The organism is Aquimarina muelleri DSM 19832, assembly GCF_000430665.1.
Taxonomy (GTDB): Bacteria; Bacteroidota; Bacteroidia; order Flavobacteriales; family Flavobacteriaceae; genus Aquimarina; species Aquimarina muelleri.
Genome location: NZ_AUML01000009.1, coordinates 1 through 16,142, shown reverse-complemented (window position 1 = coordinate 16,142; position 16,142 = coordinate 1). Strand labels below are relative to the sequence as shown.

Below are 16,142 nucleotides of genomic sequence, written 5' to 3'. Positions count from 1 at the left end.
TAAAAAAGTGCCAAGTAAATTAATTTACTTGGCGCTTTTTTTATGATATAAATTTTACGAATTGTTATAAAATAAAAAAAGGTGGAAGATCCACCTTTTTTTGCCCCAAATCTACCATGAACTTAACCTACTTATGCTATGGCTTTGCTAATATAATACGTTATTTCATAGTGAAAAAATGTTTTAGATGAAAGGTCAAAATACTTGTTGAAATACACAAATTAACCGTTTTTAACAACAAACATTTTTGTTTTTTAATACGCTCTTTCATTTTTACCTTCATAAAAATTTATAAACGCCTTATTTACAACCCTATTTCCTCCTGCTGTTGGATAGTTTCCTGTAAAATACCAATCTCCAAGGTTTTTTGGACAAGCCTTATGTAAATTGCCTACTGTTTGATAAATAATCTTTACCGTAGATTTTACCGAGGTATCGCTCAACAGTTCCGATATCTTATCACTTACTTCCTGATCAGAAAATCCATCATAAATTTCTTTTACAAAATTTTGGACTTCAGCATCCGCTAAATTTTCTTGTGCTTTACATTTTTCATAAACTTTTTCTACAAGATCATAGTTTCCATTCTCTTTTAAAAGTTCTAATGCAGCTTGAAATGCTATCAGCCCTTCTAGTCTTGCCATATCGATTCCATAACAATCTGGATAACGAATTTGTGGTGCTGAAGAAACAATAACTATTTTCTTTGGCTTTAATCTATCCATCATCTTAATAATACTCTTCTTAAGAGTAGTACCTCTAACAATACTATCATCGATTATTACCAAATTATCTTCTTTTCTTACTACTCCATAAGTTACATCATAAACATGAGCTACTAAATCATCTCTACTACTATCTTCTGTAATAAAGGTTCGAAGTTTAGCATCTTTGATAGCTATTTTTTCTGTTCTTAATCTAGAAGAAAGAATTTCAGAAAGTCGTTCATCTGTCAACGTATCTTTTTCAGAAAGTATAGTTTCATTCTTCTGCTTATTCAGCTCATCTTGAGCAGCCTCCACCATACCATAAAATGAAGTTTCTGCGGTATTAGGAATAAAAGAAAAAACCGTATTAACTGTATCATGGTTTATTTCTTCTAGCACCTGAGGCATAAGTAATCTTCCTAATTCTTTTCTTTCTTCATAAATCTCTGCATCACTTCCTCTAGAAAAATAAATACGTTCGAAAGAACAAGCTTTTCGTTCTAAAGAATCCATAATTCTATTTATTGAGGTTTCTCCATTTTTTTTAATAATGATTGCTTTCCCTGGATCCAATTCCATTACATCCTCAAAAGCAACATTAAAAACTGTTTGAATAACTGGTCTTTCTGATGCTACTACAACTACTTCGTCGTCTTTATAATAATATGCTGGTCTTATCCCTGCTGGGTCTCTTAATACAAATGCATCTCCATGGCCTAACATACCAGCCATAGCATAACCTCCATCCCAATCTCTTGATGATTTTTTAAGAATTTTTGCAACATTTAGTCGGTCTGCAATTTGTGGAGAGGCTTCGTTTTTATTAAAACCTTCTTTTTTTAACTTTTTATATAGTTTAGCTACTTCAGAATCTAGAAAATGTCCTATTTTCTCCATCACAGTAACCGTATCCACTTTGTCTTTAGGGTGCTGCCCTAATCTTACAAGATTATCAAACAATACATCATTGTTTGTCATATTAAAATTACCAGCCACAATAAGGTTACGATGCATCCAATTATTTTGTCTCAAAAAAGGATGAACACTTTCTACACTGTTTTTACCAAATGTACCATATCGAACATGTCCAAGAAGCACTTCTCCTATATAGGGTATGTTTTTTTTCTGCAAATCAACATCATATGCATATTCTGGGTTTTCATCTAACTCTTTATTAATCCTATCATTAATCTGAGCAAAAATATCCTGTATAGGTTGTGATTCACAAGATCGAACTCTACTAATATATCGCTCTCCTGGATCTGTATCTAATTTAATACTTGCAAAACCTGCTCCATCCTGACCACGATTATGCTGTTTCTCCATCATCAAATACATTTTATTTACCCCATAAAATGCACTTCCGTATTTTTCTTTATAATACTCTAATGGCTTTAACAGCCTGATAAATGCTATCCCGCATTCGTGTTTTAATGCATCACTCATTGTGTTCCAAAAATTCTAAATATTGTTGTGTTACGTATACCATAATTAAAAAAGCCCCAAACAATCGCTTTAGGGCTACATTTTATGTCAAGATAATTCTATTTCGAATTGTGTCAATTCTTTAAATTGACGAAGTCGTTTTTGTACTTCATCCATACTTAAATTTTCCATTCGTTCTGTTCCAAATTTTTCTACACAAAAAGAAGCTAAGTTTGATGCATGAATAATTGCTTTTTTCATGTTCTCAAAGGAAATATTACCAGTTTTGGCTAAATACCCTGAAAAACCTCCTGCAAAAGTATCTCCTGCACCTGTAGGGTCAAAAACCTCTTCTAATGGTAAAGCTGGAGCAAAGAAAATCTGTTCTTTATGAAACAACAATGCTCCATGTTCTCCTTTTTTAATCACCACATATTTTGGCCCCATTTTTTCGATCGCTCTTGCCGCTTTTACAAGGGAATATTCTCCGCTTAACTGTCTGGCTTCCTCATCATTTATAGTAATCACATCTACTTTAGCAATCACTTTTAAAAGATCTCCTAAAAAAGCATCTTCCATCCAAAAATTCATAGTATCTAATACCGCTAACTTAGGTTTTGTAGTAAGCTGCTCTAAAACACTTAATTGCACTAAAGGATTTAAATTTCCTAACATTACAATCTCTGAATTTTTATGCGTTTCAGGAACGACTGGATTAAAATCTGCAAGTACATTAAGTTGTGTATCTAATGTATCTCTCGAGTTTAAATCGTTGTGATATTTACCACTCCAAAAAAAAGTTTTTCCTCCTTTAACTATTTCTACAGCAGAAATATCAACATTCTTTGCCTTAAGCATTTCAAGATAATCTACAGGAAAATCTTCACCAACTACAGAAACAATCGCGGAAGAAACGTTAAAATTAGATGCAGAAAGTGCTATATAAGGTGCTGCCCCTCCTAATATTTTATCTGTTTTACCAAAAGGAGTTTCAATAGCGTCAAAGGCGATAGAGCCTACAATAAGTAATTTACTCATAAAATAGCGTGATTTTTTTTTGCAAATATACGTTTTACTTTTCAAGCAAATCCATCAAAATCAAAGTCTTCTTTGTTCTCATTAAAGAATCTATATTCTGCAAGATATCTTGACCAAGAAAATTGGATATCACAAAAGTATATTTCTAAAAATATATTTTGCTTTCGAGAAAAGCCTCAGAGAATTAAACTCCATAATGTGGATTAAATCCTAATATGAAGCTTAAAAAAAAATAAATGTGTAAAATAAACTTAAAAAAATTACGTTATTTGCTCAATACAAACTCAAACTTACAACAATTATGAAAAAATTAAATTTAACTAAACTCCTTTTAGTTACATCACTTTCTGTTTTACTATTCAACTGTGAAAAAGATTCTGAATTTACAGCCGAAACAAGTCAGGACGTAAATGCAAAAAGCGATGCTCACGTATGTGTCGAAAAATGGAATACTGGTGATAACAATTCAAAAGCCGCTAGTCTTAAAGCAAAACAATGGCAGGCTGGACAAACTATCCGTGTAAAATTCTTAAATGGAAATAGTTATGTACAATCTAAAGTTAAACAATATGCTGTAGCATGGGAAAGTCATGCGAATATTAAATTCGAATGGGTATCTTCAAATAGCAGTGCAAACATTAAAATTGGTTTTAAAGAAGGTCAATTTGCAAATGATGGTGGATCTTGGTCTTATTTAGGAACAGATTCTAATAACTATAACCATAGTATGCATTTTGGATGGTTCAATAATAATACCTCAGAAACCGAATTTAGAAGAACTACAATCCACGAATTTGGGCATGCTCTTGGTTTAATTCATGAACACCAAAACCCTGTAGCTGGAATTAATTGGGATAAAGAAGCAGTGTATGCATATTATGCAGGACCACCTAATAACTGGAGTAGAGCACAGGTAGATAATAATCTGTTCAGACGTTATGAAGCAAATATTTCTAACTACAGTGTCTATGATCCAAAATCTATTATGCATTATCCTATTCCTGCAGCACATACAACAGACGGTGTTGCCGTAGGAAGTAATTCTCAATTATCTACAACAGATAAGTCTTTTATTGCTAGAATATATCCTGGATCTACTACTGGTGGTAACTGTGACGGTGTAGCTGCATATAATAGTAATACGTCTTATTCTGTTGGTGATAAAGTAACTTATCAAGGAAATCTATACCAAAGAACTGCAACATCATGGAATAATCTTGGAGCATGTGACAGTACTCCTAATAATGACATTTGTGCTGGCGTAGCTGCATATAATAGTAATACGTCTTATTCTGTTGGTGCTAAGGTAACTTATCAAGGAAATTTATACCAAAGAACTGCAACATCATGGAATAATCTTGGAGCATGTGGTACATCTTCTGCAACAACAAAAAGTAATGCAGTGTTCCCTCCTTTAAATTAAGAAATAAATAATATTTATATTTTTTAAAAAGCTCTGGTATCTATATCAGGGCTTTTTTTATTACTTATCTAACTTAGGCTTATTTACTCTTGTTTCTATCCAATCCCCCATTACTTTCAAGGCAATAGGAGAAAATGTTTGTTCAATTCTTGAATATTCATGTGGAAATCCGGTATTGCTTTCTTGGAATAAATGATTCAATTTTGGTAATTCTTTGATGACATAGTCTTTGTTTTTTCCTTTTTGAAGCGCTTTTCTAATAGCATTCAAATTTTTTCCAGAGGCTACTTGAACATCATTTTTACCGTTAATGGCTAATACAGGACATTTTACCCTTTCTAAAGCATTTTTTGGATCATAGTTTATAAAAAAAGTAAACCAAGGAGAAATCATTTGACTAATTAAAGATTTTACATAATCGTCGCTATTAATTTGTTTTGGTTTATCTAACAGGAAATTATACTTTTTCTGAGAACTATTTAAATGAGATACCAATTTAATTTTTAATTGATCAACATTTTTGTTTTTTTGAATCAATCTATACGATTTTTTGTTAATGCGAGATATTTTATCAATATCCTCCTTATTTTTTCCAGTTTTAGTTAACAATAATTTTGATTGAGACAAGAGTATTTTATCCCCTTGTAAACCCGGTGTCGCTAGTAAAACTATAAAATCAATATTTTTTAATCTTGAAGCAATCATTGATGCTATCATACCACCTTCACTATGTCCTATAAGACCAATTTTTTTTGAATCAATGTTTTTTCTTTTGGAAAGAAAGGAAAAAGCAGCTTCAACATCATCTGCAAAATCGAGCGTTGTCGCAGTATTATGATTTCCTTTTGACAGGCCCACACCTCTATCATCAAACCTCAATACTGCTATTTCTCTTTTAACCAAATAATCTGCAATAACAAGAAAAGGTTTGTGCCCAAAAAGTTCTGAATCTCTATTTTGTGGTCCACTACCGCTAATTAAAATGACAGCTGGAAAAATACCATCTATTTTATTTGGCAATGATAAGGTTCCAGAAAATTTTACACCTTGTTTATTTTTAAAAGTAACGTCTTCATTTTTGTAGGAATGTGGCGGTATTGGTTCTTGTGGTCTGTTTACTCTTTTGGATTTATCTTTTTTTTTATAAGATCCAAAGGTAGTATAGCAACCCCTTGTTTAAATGTACCTGAAATTAAGCTATCGTTTTCTATCTTTCCTTCATAAAAAATACCCGAATTTTTTATTGAAAAAGTAACTACAGATCCTTTTACAGTTGTTACATCTACTAAAACATCCTTAGCACCTTGATCTGGACTATCCATTGTAGATGTGTAAACACTATCTTTTTTTATTTTAAAAACTAATGGTATTTTAGTATTTTGAACTTCTAAATCTCCTTCCCAAATCCCTGTAAAATCTTGCGCATAACAAAAACAACAACTTAAACAACATACTAATATCAAAATATTTTTTTTCATTTTTTATGTAGCTCTTTTAAATGCATTTCTGTTAATAAAATTGTTATAAACGATCCTGTGATCCATAAACCTAAAGCAATAAGCAACAATACTAATATATTAATCAAAAACGATAATAACACAAGAACTATAATAGATAGAACACTAAATTTGAGTAGTGTTTTTTAGAAAATATTGTTGCGCAACAACTATTTTCTATCCTTATATAAAAGATAGTTCATACATAATAGTATTCATTGATTTTATACATATCTATTTTGAGACAATTATTAGATAATTGATTACTCTAGATACTGACTTTTAGGATAGGATAATTTATATGCCAATATAGAATAAAATTCTTATTTTGTAATGATGGAAAACCACAATACTTTTACGTTTATTGATTTTTGATCCAAAAACTATGTTACTTTCTGCCAAAATCCGCAGGGATTTCTCCCCATGCTTTGGTTTCCCATTTTACAATTTTGGTGGTGTATGTATTGTTTTTAAGCCAATGTATTGCACGATCTACCAATACAAACATTTCGGTGTTTTTGGATGTTCTTACTAAGTTGGTTTTGCAGGTTTTTTGTTTTACCCACCCAATAGCAATTCTAGAATCAGAATATAGTATACGATCACTATTTATTTTTTTAAGATACGCTAGCCCATGTACAAGAGCTAAAAATTCTCCTATATTATTTGTTCCCTCAGGAAACGGACCTTGATGAAAAAGTTGTTTGTACGTTTGGGTATCTACTCCTCTATATTCCATTTTACCCGGGTTACCACTAGAGGCAGCATCTACTGCTATAGAATACAAGTTAGGTTCTCCTATTTTTGATAATTGTTCTGCTGTTAAAGCTTTTTTAGGGCTACTTTTTCCTTTATAATCTTCATAGTCCTCTTTATATGCTTTTTTTGCAACGTCAAAAGAATCAAAAGATTTGTATTTAGCTCCTGCAAAACCATTTACTGCTGCCTTACAATCTTCCCATTTTGTATAAACCCCTGGTCTATGCCCTTCCCAGACAACATAAAATTTTTCTTTTTTTGACATTACTTTATTATTGTTTATTTATTGATAAATATATCTTCTAGATAATTTTTGTGTTGAGGACAGTAATAATATCTCTTTTTAATATTCTGAGGTTCTCGAAGAATACTAAAAAAATACCGATACCCCTTCAAACATTACTATTTTTTCTCTCATTTATCCTAAAACTCATCCTTATAAGGAAGCATCCACTTCTGGAAATAACAATTTTTCTATCACTACAGGAAAATGTTTATATTCTAATTGATGAATTGCATTTGCAACATCTTCTGCAGTGTCTCCTTCTAATACTGGAGTTTTGGCCTGAAATACGATAGCGCCTTCATCATAATGTTCGTTTACATAATGAATAGTAATACCGCTTTCTTTTTCTTTATTTTTCACTACAGCTTCATGCACATGATGACCATACATCCCTTTTCCGCCATATTTTGGCAATAAGGCTGGATGAACATTTATAACCCTGTTAGGAAAAGCATCTATGATTTTTTTAGGAAAAATCCATAAAAATCCTGCTAACACAATTATGTCTGGTTTGGCATCTTTTAAGACATTAAGTACCTCATTTGTATCATAAAATGACTCTTTGTCAAAGTGTAATGCCTTTACCTTCAGTAGATGAGCTCGTTTTAGTACTTTGGCACGCAGGTTGTTAGAGAACACATGTGTAACCTCGGCAATTTTTTGCTCATGGAAATATTTAATTATATTTTCGGCATTAGTACCAGAGCCGGAAGCAAAAATTATAATACGTTTCATAATAAATCAGGATAAAATTGTTAATTAGAGAGCACAAAAAAAATAATAATTATTCATTTTTAGGCAGCAAAAAGGCAATACTTCGCTATATTTGATAAAATACAAATACATTTTTGTGGGATTGTGGGGTTTTAAAATAAAGTTTTTTATTTTTGCCACCTAATTAAAAAATTAAAATTAAACATTATGTCAGACATTGCATCAAGAGTAAAAGCGATAATCGTTGACAAATTAGGAGTAGACGAAAACGAAGTTGTGAATGAAGCTAGTTTCACAAACGATCTAGGCGCTGATTCATTAGACACTGTAGAATTGATTATGGAATTCGAAAAAGAATTCGATATTCAAATTCCAGATGACCAAGCTGAAAACATTGCAACAGTTGGTCAAGCAATATCGTATATTGAAGACGCAAAGTAATAATTTCACAACAGAATATGAATCTTAAGCGAGTTGTAGTCACAGGACTAGGGGCATTAACGCCTATCGGTAACAATATTGATGAATATTGGAATGGATTAATCAATGGTAAAAGCGGTTGCGCCCCCATTACTTATTTCGATACCGAAAATTTCAAGACTAAATTTGCTTGCGAAGTCAAAAATTATTCTCCTACAGATTATTTTGATAAGAAAGAAGCACGCAAACTAGATAAATTTGCACAGTATGCTATAGTATCTTCAGAAGAAGCTATAAAAGATGCTGCTATCGACATGGAAAAAATCGATAAATTTAGAGTTGGCGTAATCTGGGGTGCTGGAATTGGCGGAATAGAAACTTTTCAGGAAGAAGTAATTGGCTATGCCAATGGAAATGGAACACCTCGTTTCAATCCTTTCTTTATCCCAAAAATGATCGCCGATATAGCTCCTGGGCATATTTCTATTAGAAATGGTTTTATGGGACCTAATTATACCACTGTTTCTGCCTGCGCTTCTTCTGCTAATGCTATGATCGATGCTTTAAACTATATACGTTTAGGACATTGTGATATTATTATTACAGGAGGAAGTGAAGCCGCAGTAACTATTGCTGGTATGGGAGGATTTAATGCAATGCACGCTTTATCTACAAGAAATGAAAGCCCAGAAACTGCCTCCAGACCATTTGACGCTACCAGAGATGGTTTTGTTCTTGGTGAAGGTAGTGGAGCTCTTATTCTTGAAGAATATGAACACGCAAAAGCACGAGGTGCTAAAATCTATGCCGAAGTCGTTGGTGGCGGAATGTCTAGTGATGCATATCACATGACAGCTCCACACCCTGATGGAATAGGTGTAGAACGCGTGATGCTTAATTGTTTAAAAGATGCGGGTGTAACACCAGAACAAGTAGATACTATAAACACTCATGGGACATCCACTCCATTAGGAGATGTCGCAGAATTAAAAGCTATCACTAAAGTTTTTGGAGATCATGCATCCAATATCAATATCAATTCAACAAAATCTATGACCGGACACTTACTTGGTGCTGCTGGAGCAATAGAAGCAATTTCTTCTATCTTAGCAATACAAAAAAGTATAGTACCTCCTACTATCAATCACACTACTGTGGATGAAAACATAGACCCTTCATTGAATTTGACCTTAAACAAAGCTCAAAAACGTGAAATTACATATGCAATGAGTAATACTTTTGGCTTTGGAGGTCATAATGCTTGTGTATTATTTAAAAAACTGAACGAATAATGAATGTTATTCGCAACATATTAAATTCCCGCTCTGAAAAGAACGGGAATTTTTTTTCTAAAATTCAAAAAATTGTAGGTTTTAAACCAAAAAATATTAGACCCTACGAAAAAGCATTTACTCATAGGTCTTTAAATCTAAAAGATAAAAAAGGAAATGCTGTTAATTTTGAAAGACTTGAGTTTCTTGGAGATGCTATGCTTAGTAGTGTTATTGCTTCACACTTGTTTAAAGAAGTTCCCGAAGGCAATGAAGGCTATCTTACCAAAATGAGAGCGAAAGTAGTAAGCAGAAAACATCTTAATGAGTTAGGTAAAGATTTAAAACTAATTGAATTAGTAAAAACTAATATTCCAAAATCTCAATTTGGAATAAATATACACGGAAACCTTTTTGAAGCTTTAATAGGAGCTATTTATTTGGATCGTGGCTATGGATATTGTGAGCGCTTTATTAAAGAAGCAGTAATTGACCCATATGTGGATATTGAAAGTTTAGAAGGGCAAATAATTAGCTACAAAAGCTTATTCATAGAATGGTGTCAAAAAGAGAAAAAGATATTCAACTACGAAGTGTATGAAGATACAGGAAAAGATGAAATGAAGCATTTTGCTGTAAAACTTTGGATAAACGACAAAGTAGTCGCTAAAGCAAGAGCTACATCAAAAAAGAAGGCAGAAGAAAAAGCATCAAAAAGAGCTTATTTTGCATTTCAAGCCAAAATAGATAGTTAGGTGCTTTAGAAATCCCTAATTATTAAAAAAGCTATAATTAATCAATATCTTTAAAAAAATCCTTCAAAGAAATATTGTGAATATCACAAATGCGTATAAGAGTACTTAATGTAAAATTAGAACCCTTCTCTAAACGCCAATAGTGCTTTCTGTCTAATCCTTTATCCATAGCAAATGTTTCATAGCTTGTATATCCAGCATCAAATCTTAACTGTTTGATACGTTCTCCTATTAACTTAATGCGTTGTAATTTGTTCTGTTCGTTCATAATCAGTGACATTTAATGTCGATCTTCACAAAAGTCAGTATTCGCATGTTAAAAAATTACGGTTTATATACCGCAATTTTAAGGCATATAATACGTATTTAATAAAAAAATTTGTAACTTGCACCATATCAGACAGCAATATCCAAATGAGTATAAAGAAAAACGAAGCCCATTATAGATTTATGAATGAAGTATTAAAAACACTTCATTTAGAACCTAATATTTTTTTCTATGATGTTGTACAAAAAGAACCGTATGAAGTTTTAATATATAACTGGATAAATAAGTTATATCAAAATGGTAAAAATCGTGAGGAAACCATAGAGTATATTTACAGAGCAAGACGTCTTTTTATTTTAAGAACTTATGCTGCTCCAAAATATTAATTCATCAAATTTTTTGAACACCTTGCTTATGCTCAATAAAAATTACAAAAAATTGAATCCGGAAGAAAAAGAAATTGCTATTACTAGGTTGTCAGAGTATGCACATGTTTCTAAAGAAATTATCCACAAAGTACTCTTAGAAATGAACCCAGTATTAGATATTATAGATGGTAAAGCTGCATTTTATAAAAACACATTATTAAGACTATATAAAAAAATTAAAAACCACACTAAATAAACGTAATCAAAACCTTTATAAATTGGTTTATATTCCTTAAAAAATAAAACCCCGATTCCTTAAAATATACCTTCATTTAATGAAGGTGTATTTTTTTAGAGTAAAAAGATACTAACGCAATCGTTTTCGTAAAATATCTTTATGTTTAATTAAACTTGTTAGATGATTTTATTTGTATATTTCGAGTTAATTTTGAAACAAAAATATCCAAGTGGCTGTTCAACGGTTAGTATTAGATACCTTTGCAGATGATGATTATGAACTTATTGCCATTCACTGTTCATTAGCTTCATACAGGTTAGCATTTCTATTAAATAAAAACTTAAGTTTAAGGCTTTTTAGAAAAAAAGAAGATATTATTTTTTCGCATAATGATCTAATCGCCAGTTTTCCGTTATATCAATTTGAAGATCATTTTCAATATACCACATATAGTCTTTTTGGAAATAAATTTCAGGCTAAAACAGAACAAAAAAACAATATCACAAATGGATTATTTACTGCTTCGGCAGAGGATACATTGGTAACAAAATATCTAATCCCAGAATTAAAAAATGTAGATTATTTTCTAAAAATTGAAACGGAAGCATCTAACTTTTCTAGTAAATCTTTACTATTAAACATGCTGAACATTTCTCAAATTATGACTGCATACATTTTAGATTATGCAGCGCTTAAATCAAAGAACAACTTAATATTCGAATAATGCCTAAACGTAAAAGAACTAAAATAGTAGCTACTCTTGGTCCCGCTACAAGTAATATAGAGATTTTAAAAAAAATGCTCGATGCAGGTGTAAACGTGTTTAGAATAAATTTTTCTCATGCGGACTATGAAGATGTCAAAGAACGTGTACAAAACATACGAAAACTAAGTAAAGATCATGGTTATAATGCTGCAATACTTGGTGATTTACAAGGCCCTAAATTACGGGTTGGTGTTATGAAAGGAGATATTATTGTAAATGATGGAGATACTATAAACTTTATAACAGGACAACCATTTGAAGGTACATCAGAAGAAGTTTATATGAATTATAAAGATTTTCCTAAAGATGTAAAAGCTGGTGAAAAAATTCTTTTGGATGATGGAAAATTAATCTTTGAGGTAGTTTCTACCAATAAAAAAGATACTGTTACTGCCAAAGTAATACAAGGAGGTCCTTTAAAGTCAAAAAAAGGCGTTAATCTTCCGAATACTAATATTTCTTTACCCGCATTGACAAAAAAAGACATAAAAGACGCCATTTTTGCTTGTGAGCAAGGTGTAGATTGGATGGCATTATCTTTTGTACGTCATGCCGATGATTTAATTAAATTACAGGATCTAATTAAAGAACATAGCGAGCATAAAATACCTATTATTGCTAAGATAGAAAAACCTGAAGGAGTTGATAATATTGATAATATTGTAGCTTATTGTGATGGTTTAATGGTTGCTCGAGGGGATCTTGGGGTAGAAATTCCTGCACATGAAGTTCCATTAATTCAGAAAAAATTAGTTTTAAAGGCAAAAACAGCCAGAATACCTGTGATTATAGCAACACAGATGATGGAAACTATGATTGACAGTCTAACACCTACTCGAGCAGAGGTAAACGATGTCGCTAATTCTGTAATGGACGGTGCTGATGCTGTTATGCTATCTGGCGAAACATCTGTAGGTAAATATCCAGTACAGGTTATCGAAACCATGTCTAAAATTATTAAAAGCGTAGAAAATTCGGATTTAATAACAGTTCCTCAAAACCCACCGCACATAAGAACAAATAGATTTATTACCAAATCTATTTGTTATCATGCTGCACATATGGCCAATGATATTGATGCTAAAGCTATATGTACATTAACAAATAGTGGATATACAGCGTTTCAGATCTCTGCCTGGAGACCTGATGCTCACATTTTAGTTTTTACCAGTAACCATAGGATTTTATCACAACTTAGCCTTTTGTGGGGTGTTAAGGCTTTTTTCTATGATAAATTTGTAAGTACAGATGAAACGGTAGAGGATATTAACAAAATTGCATTGGATCGTGGATTTGTAGAACAAGGGGATATGTTGGTAAATTTAGCTGCAATGCCTATTACTGCAAAAGGAATGGTAAACACTCTTAGGATTTCTCAAATATAAAATAACTTTTAAAGCCATAATGTAGCTTTAGGTTTACTTTCATTAACCAGATATGAAAAATATTTTTCGAATCTGGTTAATTTTTTTTATAAGGCTTCTTTTAAAAAAATGGATTCTAATTCTTTTAAAGTAACTGGTTTTACCAAATAATCTTTAACGGTATTAATACTCTTGGCTCTTTCTATATCTACTGGGTTAATAGAAGAACTTACTATATATAATATAATTTTTTTTTCGAGTTTGTTTTTGATTTTAGTAAAGTTCTCTAAAAATTCCCATCCATCCATAACAGGCATATTTAAATCTAAAAAAATAATATCTGGAATCGTTTTTTTGTCTAAATTGGTTAAAATTGCTTCAAAATAAGTAAGAGCTTCTTTTCCATTTTGGAATACCATTAAATTTTTACAAAGACTTTTTGCTTCTACAATCTTTTTTACAAGATTTACGTACATAGTATCATCATCTATTATACAAGTTAACCCTATTTTTTTTCTCATAATCAATATGCTATTTCATTTTAAAATTCAATTATAAAAGTAGTTCCTTTATCTACCTCACTTTTTACAGTAATTCTACCATTTAGTGATTCTATTTGATTTTTTGTTAAAAAAAGCCCTATTCCTACTGCATCTTTGTTACGATGAAACGTTTTATACATTCCAAATATTTTGTTTTTAAACAATTTTAAATCGATCCCTCTCCCATTATCTGATATTTTTAAGTACTTTTTGTCGTTTTTTATATAGGTATTTATATCTATTATTGGGTCTCTATCTATATGCTTGTATTTTATTGCATTGGTTATCAGGTTTAACAATATACTTTCTAAATATGCAGGTATATAGTTAATCTTATCCAGTTGGCTAAAATCTATATTAATTTTAGTTTTACTGATAGAAATTGTTTGACCAATGCCGTTGGTAACCACATTAAGGGCATCTTGAAATTTAATTACTTTTTTTTCCTGAGCTTTATTAGTATGGATTGCTGCAATCTCATTAAGATGTTCAATTGTTATATTTAAACTATTGGATATTTGTTTAATTTGTTCGATAAATTCTATTTTATCTTTTGGATCTTCTATATCTTCTATTAATTGTACTAATAGAGATAGATTACTAGTATGAGATCTTAAGTTATGAGATACAATATGAGCAAAATTAAATAGCCTAGAGTTCTGAGAGGCTATTATATCTATAGATTTTTGTAATCCTAATTCTTTTTTTTTGATTTCATCTATATCTTGAAAAACACCTCTAACTCCAATTATTTCTTTGTTTTCATTATATACTGGTTTCCCTATGGCTTTAACCCAAAATATTCTTTTATTTGCCGTTATCATTTTGATTTCGGTATTAAAAGGTGTTCCTACCATTGCACAATTAAAAAACAAATCTGCTGCTTTTTCTTGTGACTCTTCTGCATAGTATAATGCAGAATCTTTGAGAGAGGGTATATAGTCATCTGGATATTCTAAAATGCGTCTGGTTTCAAAATCCCAAAAGCTTTTTTTTTCTATAAAATCTACATGCCAACTACCTGTGGCTGTCATTTGAGCCGTTTCTTTATAATAAAAATTGTCTTTTGTAGTAGCGTATTCTGGCTCTATTTTTATTTCGAAAAAAAAAATTAGATGAGATTCCAATTTCATATTTACTGGTAATTCATCATTGGTAGCACATCTAAATAGTTTATAGTTACCCTTTTTAGATTTAATTTTTATATACTGTTTAAAATCAACAGCATTACGTCTATAATTAAAAAAATTATCTCTAAAAACATCAACATCTTCTTGATCTATTAAGTACTTTAAAAAATAATCGATGGTAGTTTCTATTTCCTCTATTGTATAGCCTAAACTATTACAGAACTTTTCTGACCAAATTTCTCTTTCTGGATCTTTATGCAGTTCCCAATACCCTGTATTGAAATCCTGTATTACAGTATTAAAAAGTTCATTCTGAAGCATTAAAAAGGTTTTGAAAAGTAATTATCTCAACAAGATAAGAATTTATTACCTATTTTCTTCAATTGTATCTAACCGAATCGCCAAAGCTTTGGTAGAGATCTGAACTTCTATAAACGACAAAAAAAGAGAGATCATTAGTAAAAGTAAACTTATACCAAATACCAGATTTGCCCATACTAATTTTTCAATATATAGCAAAAACATAGTAATCACACTAGTTAAAAAACTTAAGATGGCTATCGCTTGCATGTTTTGTATTAGCGATAATCTTTTTCTTAAATTTTTAATTTGTAGCACGGTATTTTTGGATGAAGAGACTAAATACTCCTCATACAACTGTCGGATTAATGCTGCAATCGCCAAATATCTGGCATTATAGGCTAACATAGTTAGGGAAATAGCAGGAAACAATAATGCAGGGATACTCATTGTAAGCGTCATAATAATCTTTTTTTTTGAGCTACTAATGTAATTGAAAAAAAAAGAGTCCTACTCACTGTAATCTAATTTAAGTATAGAAAGAAGATTGGAATATCTAGTTTTGTTAGGACGATTTTAAATAGCCCATAATGTTAAATATATTTGAATTATGGTAAAGCGAAAACATAGTAACGATTTTAAACTTATGATTGTAGAGTTATTACAATCAGGTCAAAGCGTACAGCAAGTGAGTTCAGAATATGATTTAGATGGAAGTATGATCCGTAAATGGCGTAAATCCTATGAATCTACCTCTGGTAAATTCACTGTAAAACAGGAATTGAGTACAGAACAATTACGAGTAAAGGAATTAGAAAAAGAATTACGAGATGTAAAAATGGAACGTGATATCTTAAAAAAGGCAGTAAGCA

19 protein-coding genes are annotated in these 16,142 nt (G+C 31.1%); 9 read left to right on the top strand and 10 right to left on the bottom strand.

Features of this window, described 5'->3' with window-relative positions:
- Positions 1-254 precede the first annotated feature (254 nt).
- Complete coding sequence (locus tag H527_RS0105795; protein WP_027411825.1) at positions 255-2,153, bottom strand: amidophosphoribosyltransferase; 1,899 nt, start codon at positions 2,151-2,153, stop codon at positions 255-257.
- An 87-nt stretch (positions 2,154-2,240) separates the two neighbouring features.
- Positions 2,241-3,170 (bottom strand): PfkB family carbohydrate kinase, encoded by a 930-nt coding sequence (locus H527_RS0105790; protein ID WP_027411824.1) that lies wholly within the window; start codon positions 3,168-3,170, stop codon positions 2,241-2,243.
- Positions 3,171-3,471: 301 nt separating this feature from the next.
- Here H527_RS0105790 and H527_RS21535 point away from each other — a divergent pair, with 301 nt between their 5' ends.
- Entirely contained in the window at positions 3,472-4,593 is a 1,122-nt protein-coding gene (locus H527_RS21535) for a carbohydrate-binding protein (protein ID WP_051316655.1), read from the top strand.
- Between the two features lie 60 nt (positions 4,594-4,653).
- On the opposite strand, the gene H527_RS21530 is transcribed toward H527_RS21535, so the two are convergent.
- From H527_RS21530 to purN, 4 genes are all read right to left on the bottom strand, one after another.
- The gene (locus H527_RS21530; RefSeq protein WP_229809233.1) at positions 4,654-5,613 is read right to left on the bottom strand and encodes an alpha/beta hydrolase family protein; all 960 of its coding nucleotides are present in this window, start codon (positions 5,611-5,613) and stop codon (positions 4,654-4,656) included.
- A 95-nt stretch (positions 5,614-5,708) separates the two neighbouring features.
- The gene (locus H527_RS24540) at positions 5,709-6,071 is read right to left on the bottom strand and encodes a hypothetical protein (RefSeq protein ID WP_035087518.1); all 363 of its coding nucleotides are present in this window, start codon (positions 6,069-6,071) and stop codon (positions 5,709-5,711) included.
- A gap of 406 nt (positions 6,072-6,477) precedes the next feature.
- The gene (locus H527_RS0105770; protein WP_027411823.1) at positions 6,478-7,113 is read right to left on the bottom strand and encodes a ribonuclease H1 domain-containing protein; all 636 of its coding nucleotides are present in this window, start codon (positions 7,111-7,113) and stop codon (positions 6,478-6,480) included.
- A 171-nt stretch (positions 7,114-7,284) separates the two neighbouring features.
- Positions 7,285-7,869: a phosphoribosylglycinamide formyltransferase gene (gene purN / locus H527_RS0105765; protein WP_027411822.1), complete on the bottom strand. Its 585-nt coding sequence runs from the start codon at positions 7,867-7,869 to the stop codon at positions 7,285-7,287.
- A 186-nt stretch (positions 7,870-8,055) separates the two neighbouring features.
- On the opposite strand from purN, the gene H527_RS0105760 reads away from it, so the two are divergent.
- From H527_RS0105760 to rnc, 3 genes are read left to right on the top strand one after another with little or no spacing between them, the layout of a single operon-like run.
- A complete protein-coding gene (locus tag H527_RS0105760) occupies positions 8,056-8,289 on the top strand; it encodes an acyl carrier protein (protein WP_024768509.1) in 234 nt (77 codons plus the stop codon).
- 17 nt (positions 8,290-8,306) lie between these two features.
- Entirely contained in the window at positions 8,307-9,560 is a 1,254-nt protein-coding gene (gene fabF / locus H527_RS0105755) for a beta-ketoacyl-ACP synthase II (protein WP_027411821.1), read from the top strand.
- Positions 9,560-10,294, top strand: a complete 735-nt coding sequence (gene rnc, locus H527_RS0105750; protein WP_027411820.1) for a ribonuclease III — start codon at positions 9,560-9,562, stop codon at positions 10,292-10,294. The genes fabF and rnc overlap by 1 nt, the downstream gene beginning before the upstream one ends.
- A 37-nt stretch (positions 10,295-10,331) precedes the next feature.
- On the opposite strand, the gene H527_RS0105745 is transcribed toward rnc, so the two are convergent.
- Positions 10,332-10,562, bottom strand: coding sequence for a helix-turn-helix domain-containing protein (locus H527_RS0105745; RefSeq protein WP_211235726.1), 231 nt, complete (start codon positions 10,560-10,562; stop codon positions 10,332-10,334).
- 146 nt (positions 10,563-10,708) lie between these two features.
- Here H527_RS0105745 and H527_RS0105740 point away from each other — a divergent pair, with 146 nt between their 5' ends.
- From H527_RS0105740 to pyk, 4 genes are all read left to right on the top strand, one after another.
- Complete coding sequence (locus H527_RS0105740; RefSeq protein ID WP_027411818.1) at positions 10,709-10,948, top strand: hypothetical protein; 240 nt, start codon at positions 10,709-10,711, stop codon at positions 10,946-10,948.
- A 52-nt stretch (positions 10,949-11,000) separates the two neighbouring features.
- Positions 11,001-11,186 (top strand): hypothetical protein, encoded by a 186-nt coding sequence (locus tag H527_RS0105735; RefSeq protein WP_155837815.1) that lies wholly within the window; start codon positions 11,001-11,003, stop codon positions 11,184-11,186.
- A gap of 211 nt (positions 11,187-11,397) precedes the next feature.
- Positions 11,398-11,892, top strand: a complete 495-nt coding sequence (locus H527_RS0105730) for an IPExxxVDY family protein (protein WP_027411816.1) — start codon at positions 11,398-11,400, stop codon at positions 11,890-11,892.
- Positions 11,892-13,319 carry a pyruvate kinase gene (pyk, locus tag H527_RS0105725; protein WP_027411815.1) on the top strand — a complete coding sequence of 476 codons (1,428 nt, stop codon included), beginning with the start codon at positions 11,892-11,894 and terminating at the stop codon, positions 13,317-13,319. Before H527_RS0105730 ends, pyk begins: the two co-directional genes overlap by 1 nt.
- Positions 13,320-13,405: 86 nt before the next feature.
- On the opposite strand, the gene H527_RS0105720 is transcribed toward pyk, so the two are convergent.
- Genes H527_RS0105720 through H527_RS0105710 form a run of 3 tightly spaced genes read right to left on the bottom strand, consistent with a single transcriptional unit; the run spans position 13,406 to position 15,732 of the window.
- Positions 13,406-13,819: a response regulator gene (locus tag H527_RS0105720; protein ID WP_027411814.1), complete on the bottom strand. Its 414-nt coding sequence runs from the start codon at positions 13,817-13,819 to the stop codon at positions 13,406-13,408.
- A gap of 20 nt (positions 13,820-13,839) precedes the next feature.
- Complete coding sequence (locus H527_RS0105715) at positions 13,840-15,291, bottom strand: PAS domain-containing sensor histidine kinase (RefSeq protein WP_027411813.1); 1,452 nt, start codon at positions 15,289-15,291, stop codon at positions 13,840-13,842.
- A gap of 45 nt (positions 15,292-15,336) precedes the next feature.
- The gene (locus tag H527_RS0105710) at positions 15,337-15,732 is read right to left on the bottom strand and encodes a DUF2721 domain-containing protein (protein WP_027411812.1); all 396 of its coding nucleotides are present in this window, start codon (positions 15,730-15,732) and stop codon (positions 15,337-15,339) included.
- Positions 15,733-15,880: 148 nt separating this feature from the next.
- Between H527_RS0105710 and H527_RS0105705 the strand changes: the two genes are divergently transcribed.
- Positions 15,881-16,142: IS3 family transposase (locus tag H527_RS0105705; RefSeq protein ID WP_027411811.1), on the top strand; the 262-nt coding region annotated here is incomplete at its 3' end.

What these genes read in the sequence shown, in the direction of transcription:
- H527_RS0105795 (WP_027411825.1), bottom strand. Translation starts at nt 2,153, where the DNA reads ATGAGTGATGCATTAAAACACGAATGCGGGATAGCATTTATCAGGCTG.
- purN (WP_027411822.1), bottom strand. Translation starts at nt 7,869, where the DNA reads ATGAAACGTATTATAATTTTTGCTTCCGGCTCTGGTACTAATGCCGAA.
- H527_RS0105740 (WP_027411818.1), top strand. Translation starts at nt 10,709, where the DNA reads ATGAGTATAAAGAAAAACGAAGCCCATTATAGATTTATGAATGAAGTA.
- H527_RS24540 (WP_035087518.1), bottom strand. Translation starts at nt 6,071, where the DNA reads ATGAAAAAAAATATTTTGATATTAGTATGTTGTTTAAGTTGTTGTTTT.
- H527_RS0105790 (WP_027411824.1), bottom strand. Translation starts at nt 3,170, where the DNA reads ATGAGTAAATTACTTATTGTAGGCTCTATCGCCTTTGACGCTATTGAA.
- H527_RS0105710 (WP_027411812.1), bottom strand. Translation starts at nt 15,732, where the DNA reads ATGACGCTTACAATGAGTATCCCTGCATTATTGTTTCCTGCTATTTCC.
- H527_RS21535 (WP_051316655.1), top strand. Translation starts at nt 3,472, where the DNA reads ATGAAAAAATTAAATTTAACTAAACTCCTTTTAGTTACATCACTTTCT.
- H527_RS0105760 (WP_024768509.1), top strand. Translation starts at nt 8,056, where the DNA reads ATGTCAGACATTGCATCAAGAGTAAAAGCGATAATCGTTGACAAATTA.
- H527_RS0105770 (WP_027411823.1), bottom strand. Translation starts at nt 7,113, where the DNA reads ATGTCAAAAAAAGAAAAATTTTATGTTGTCTGGGAAGGGCATAGACCA.
- fabF (WP_027411821.1), top strand. Translation starts at nt 8,307, where the DNA reads ATGAATCTTAAGCGAGTTGTAGTCACAGGACTAGGGGCATTAACGCCT.
- pyk (WP_027411815.1), top strand. Translation starts at nt 11,892, where the DNA reads ATGCCTAAACGTAAAAGAACTAAAATAGTAGCTACTCTTGGTCCCGCT.
- H527_RS0105720 (WP_027411814.1), bottom strand. Translation starts at nt 13,819, where the DNA reads ATGAGAAAAAAAATAGGGTTAACTTGTATAATAGATGATGATACTATG.
- rnc (WP_027411820.1), top strand. Translation starts at nt 9,560, where the DNA reads ATGAATGTTATTCGCAACATATTAAATTCCCGCTCTGAAAAGAACGGG.
- H527_RS0105745 (WP_211235726.1), bottom strand. Translation starts at nt 10,562, where the DNA reads ATGAACGAACAGAACAAATTACAACGCATTAAGTTAATAGGAGAACGT.
- H527_RS0105715 (WP_027411813.1), bottom strand. Translation starts at nt 15,291, where the DNA reads ATGCTTCAGAATGAACTTTTTAATACTGTAATACAGGATTTCAATACA.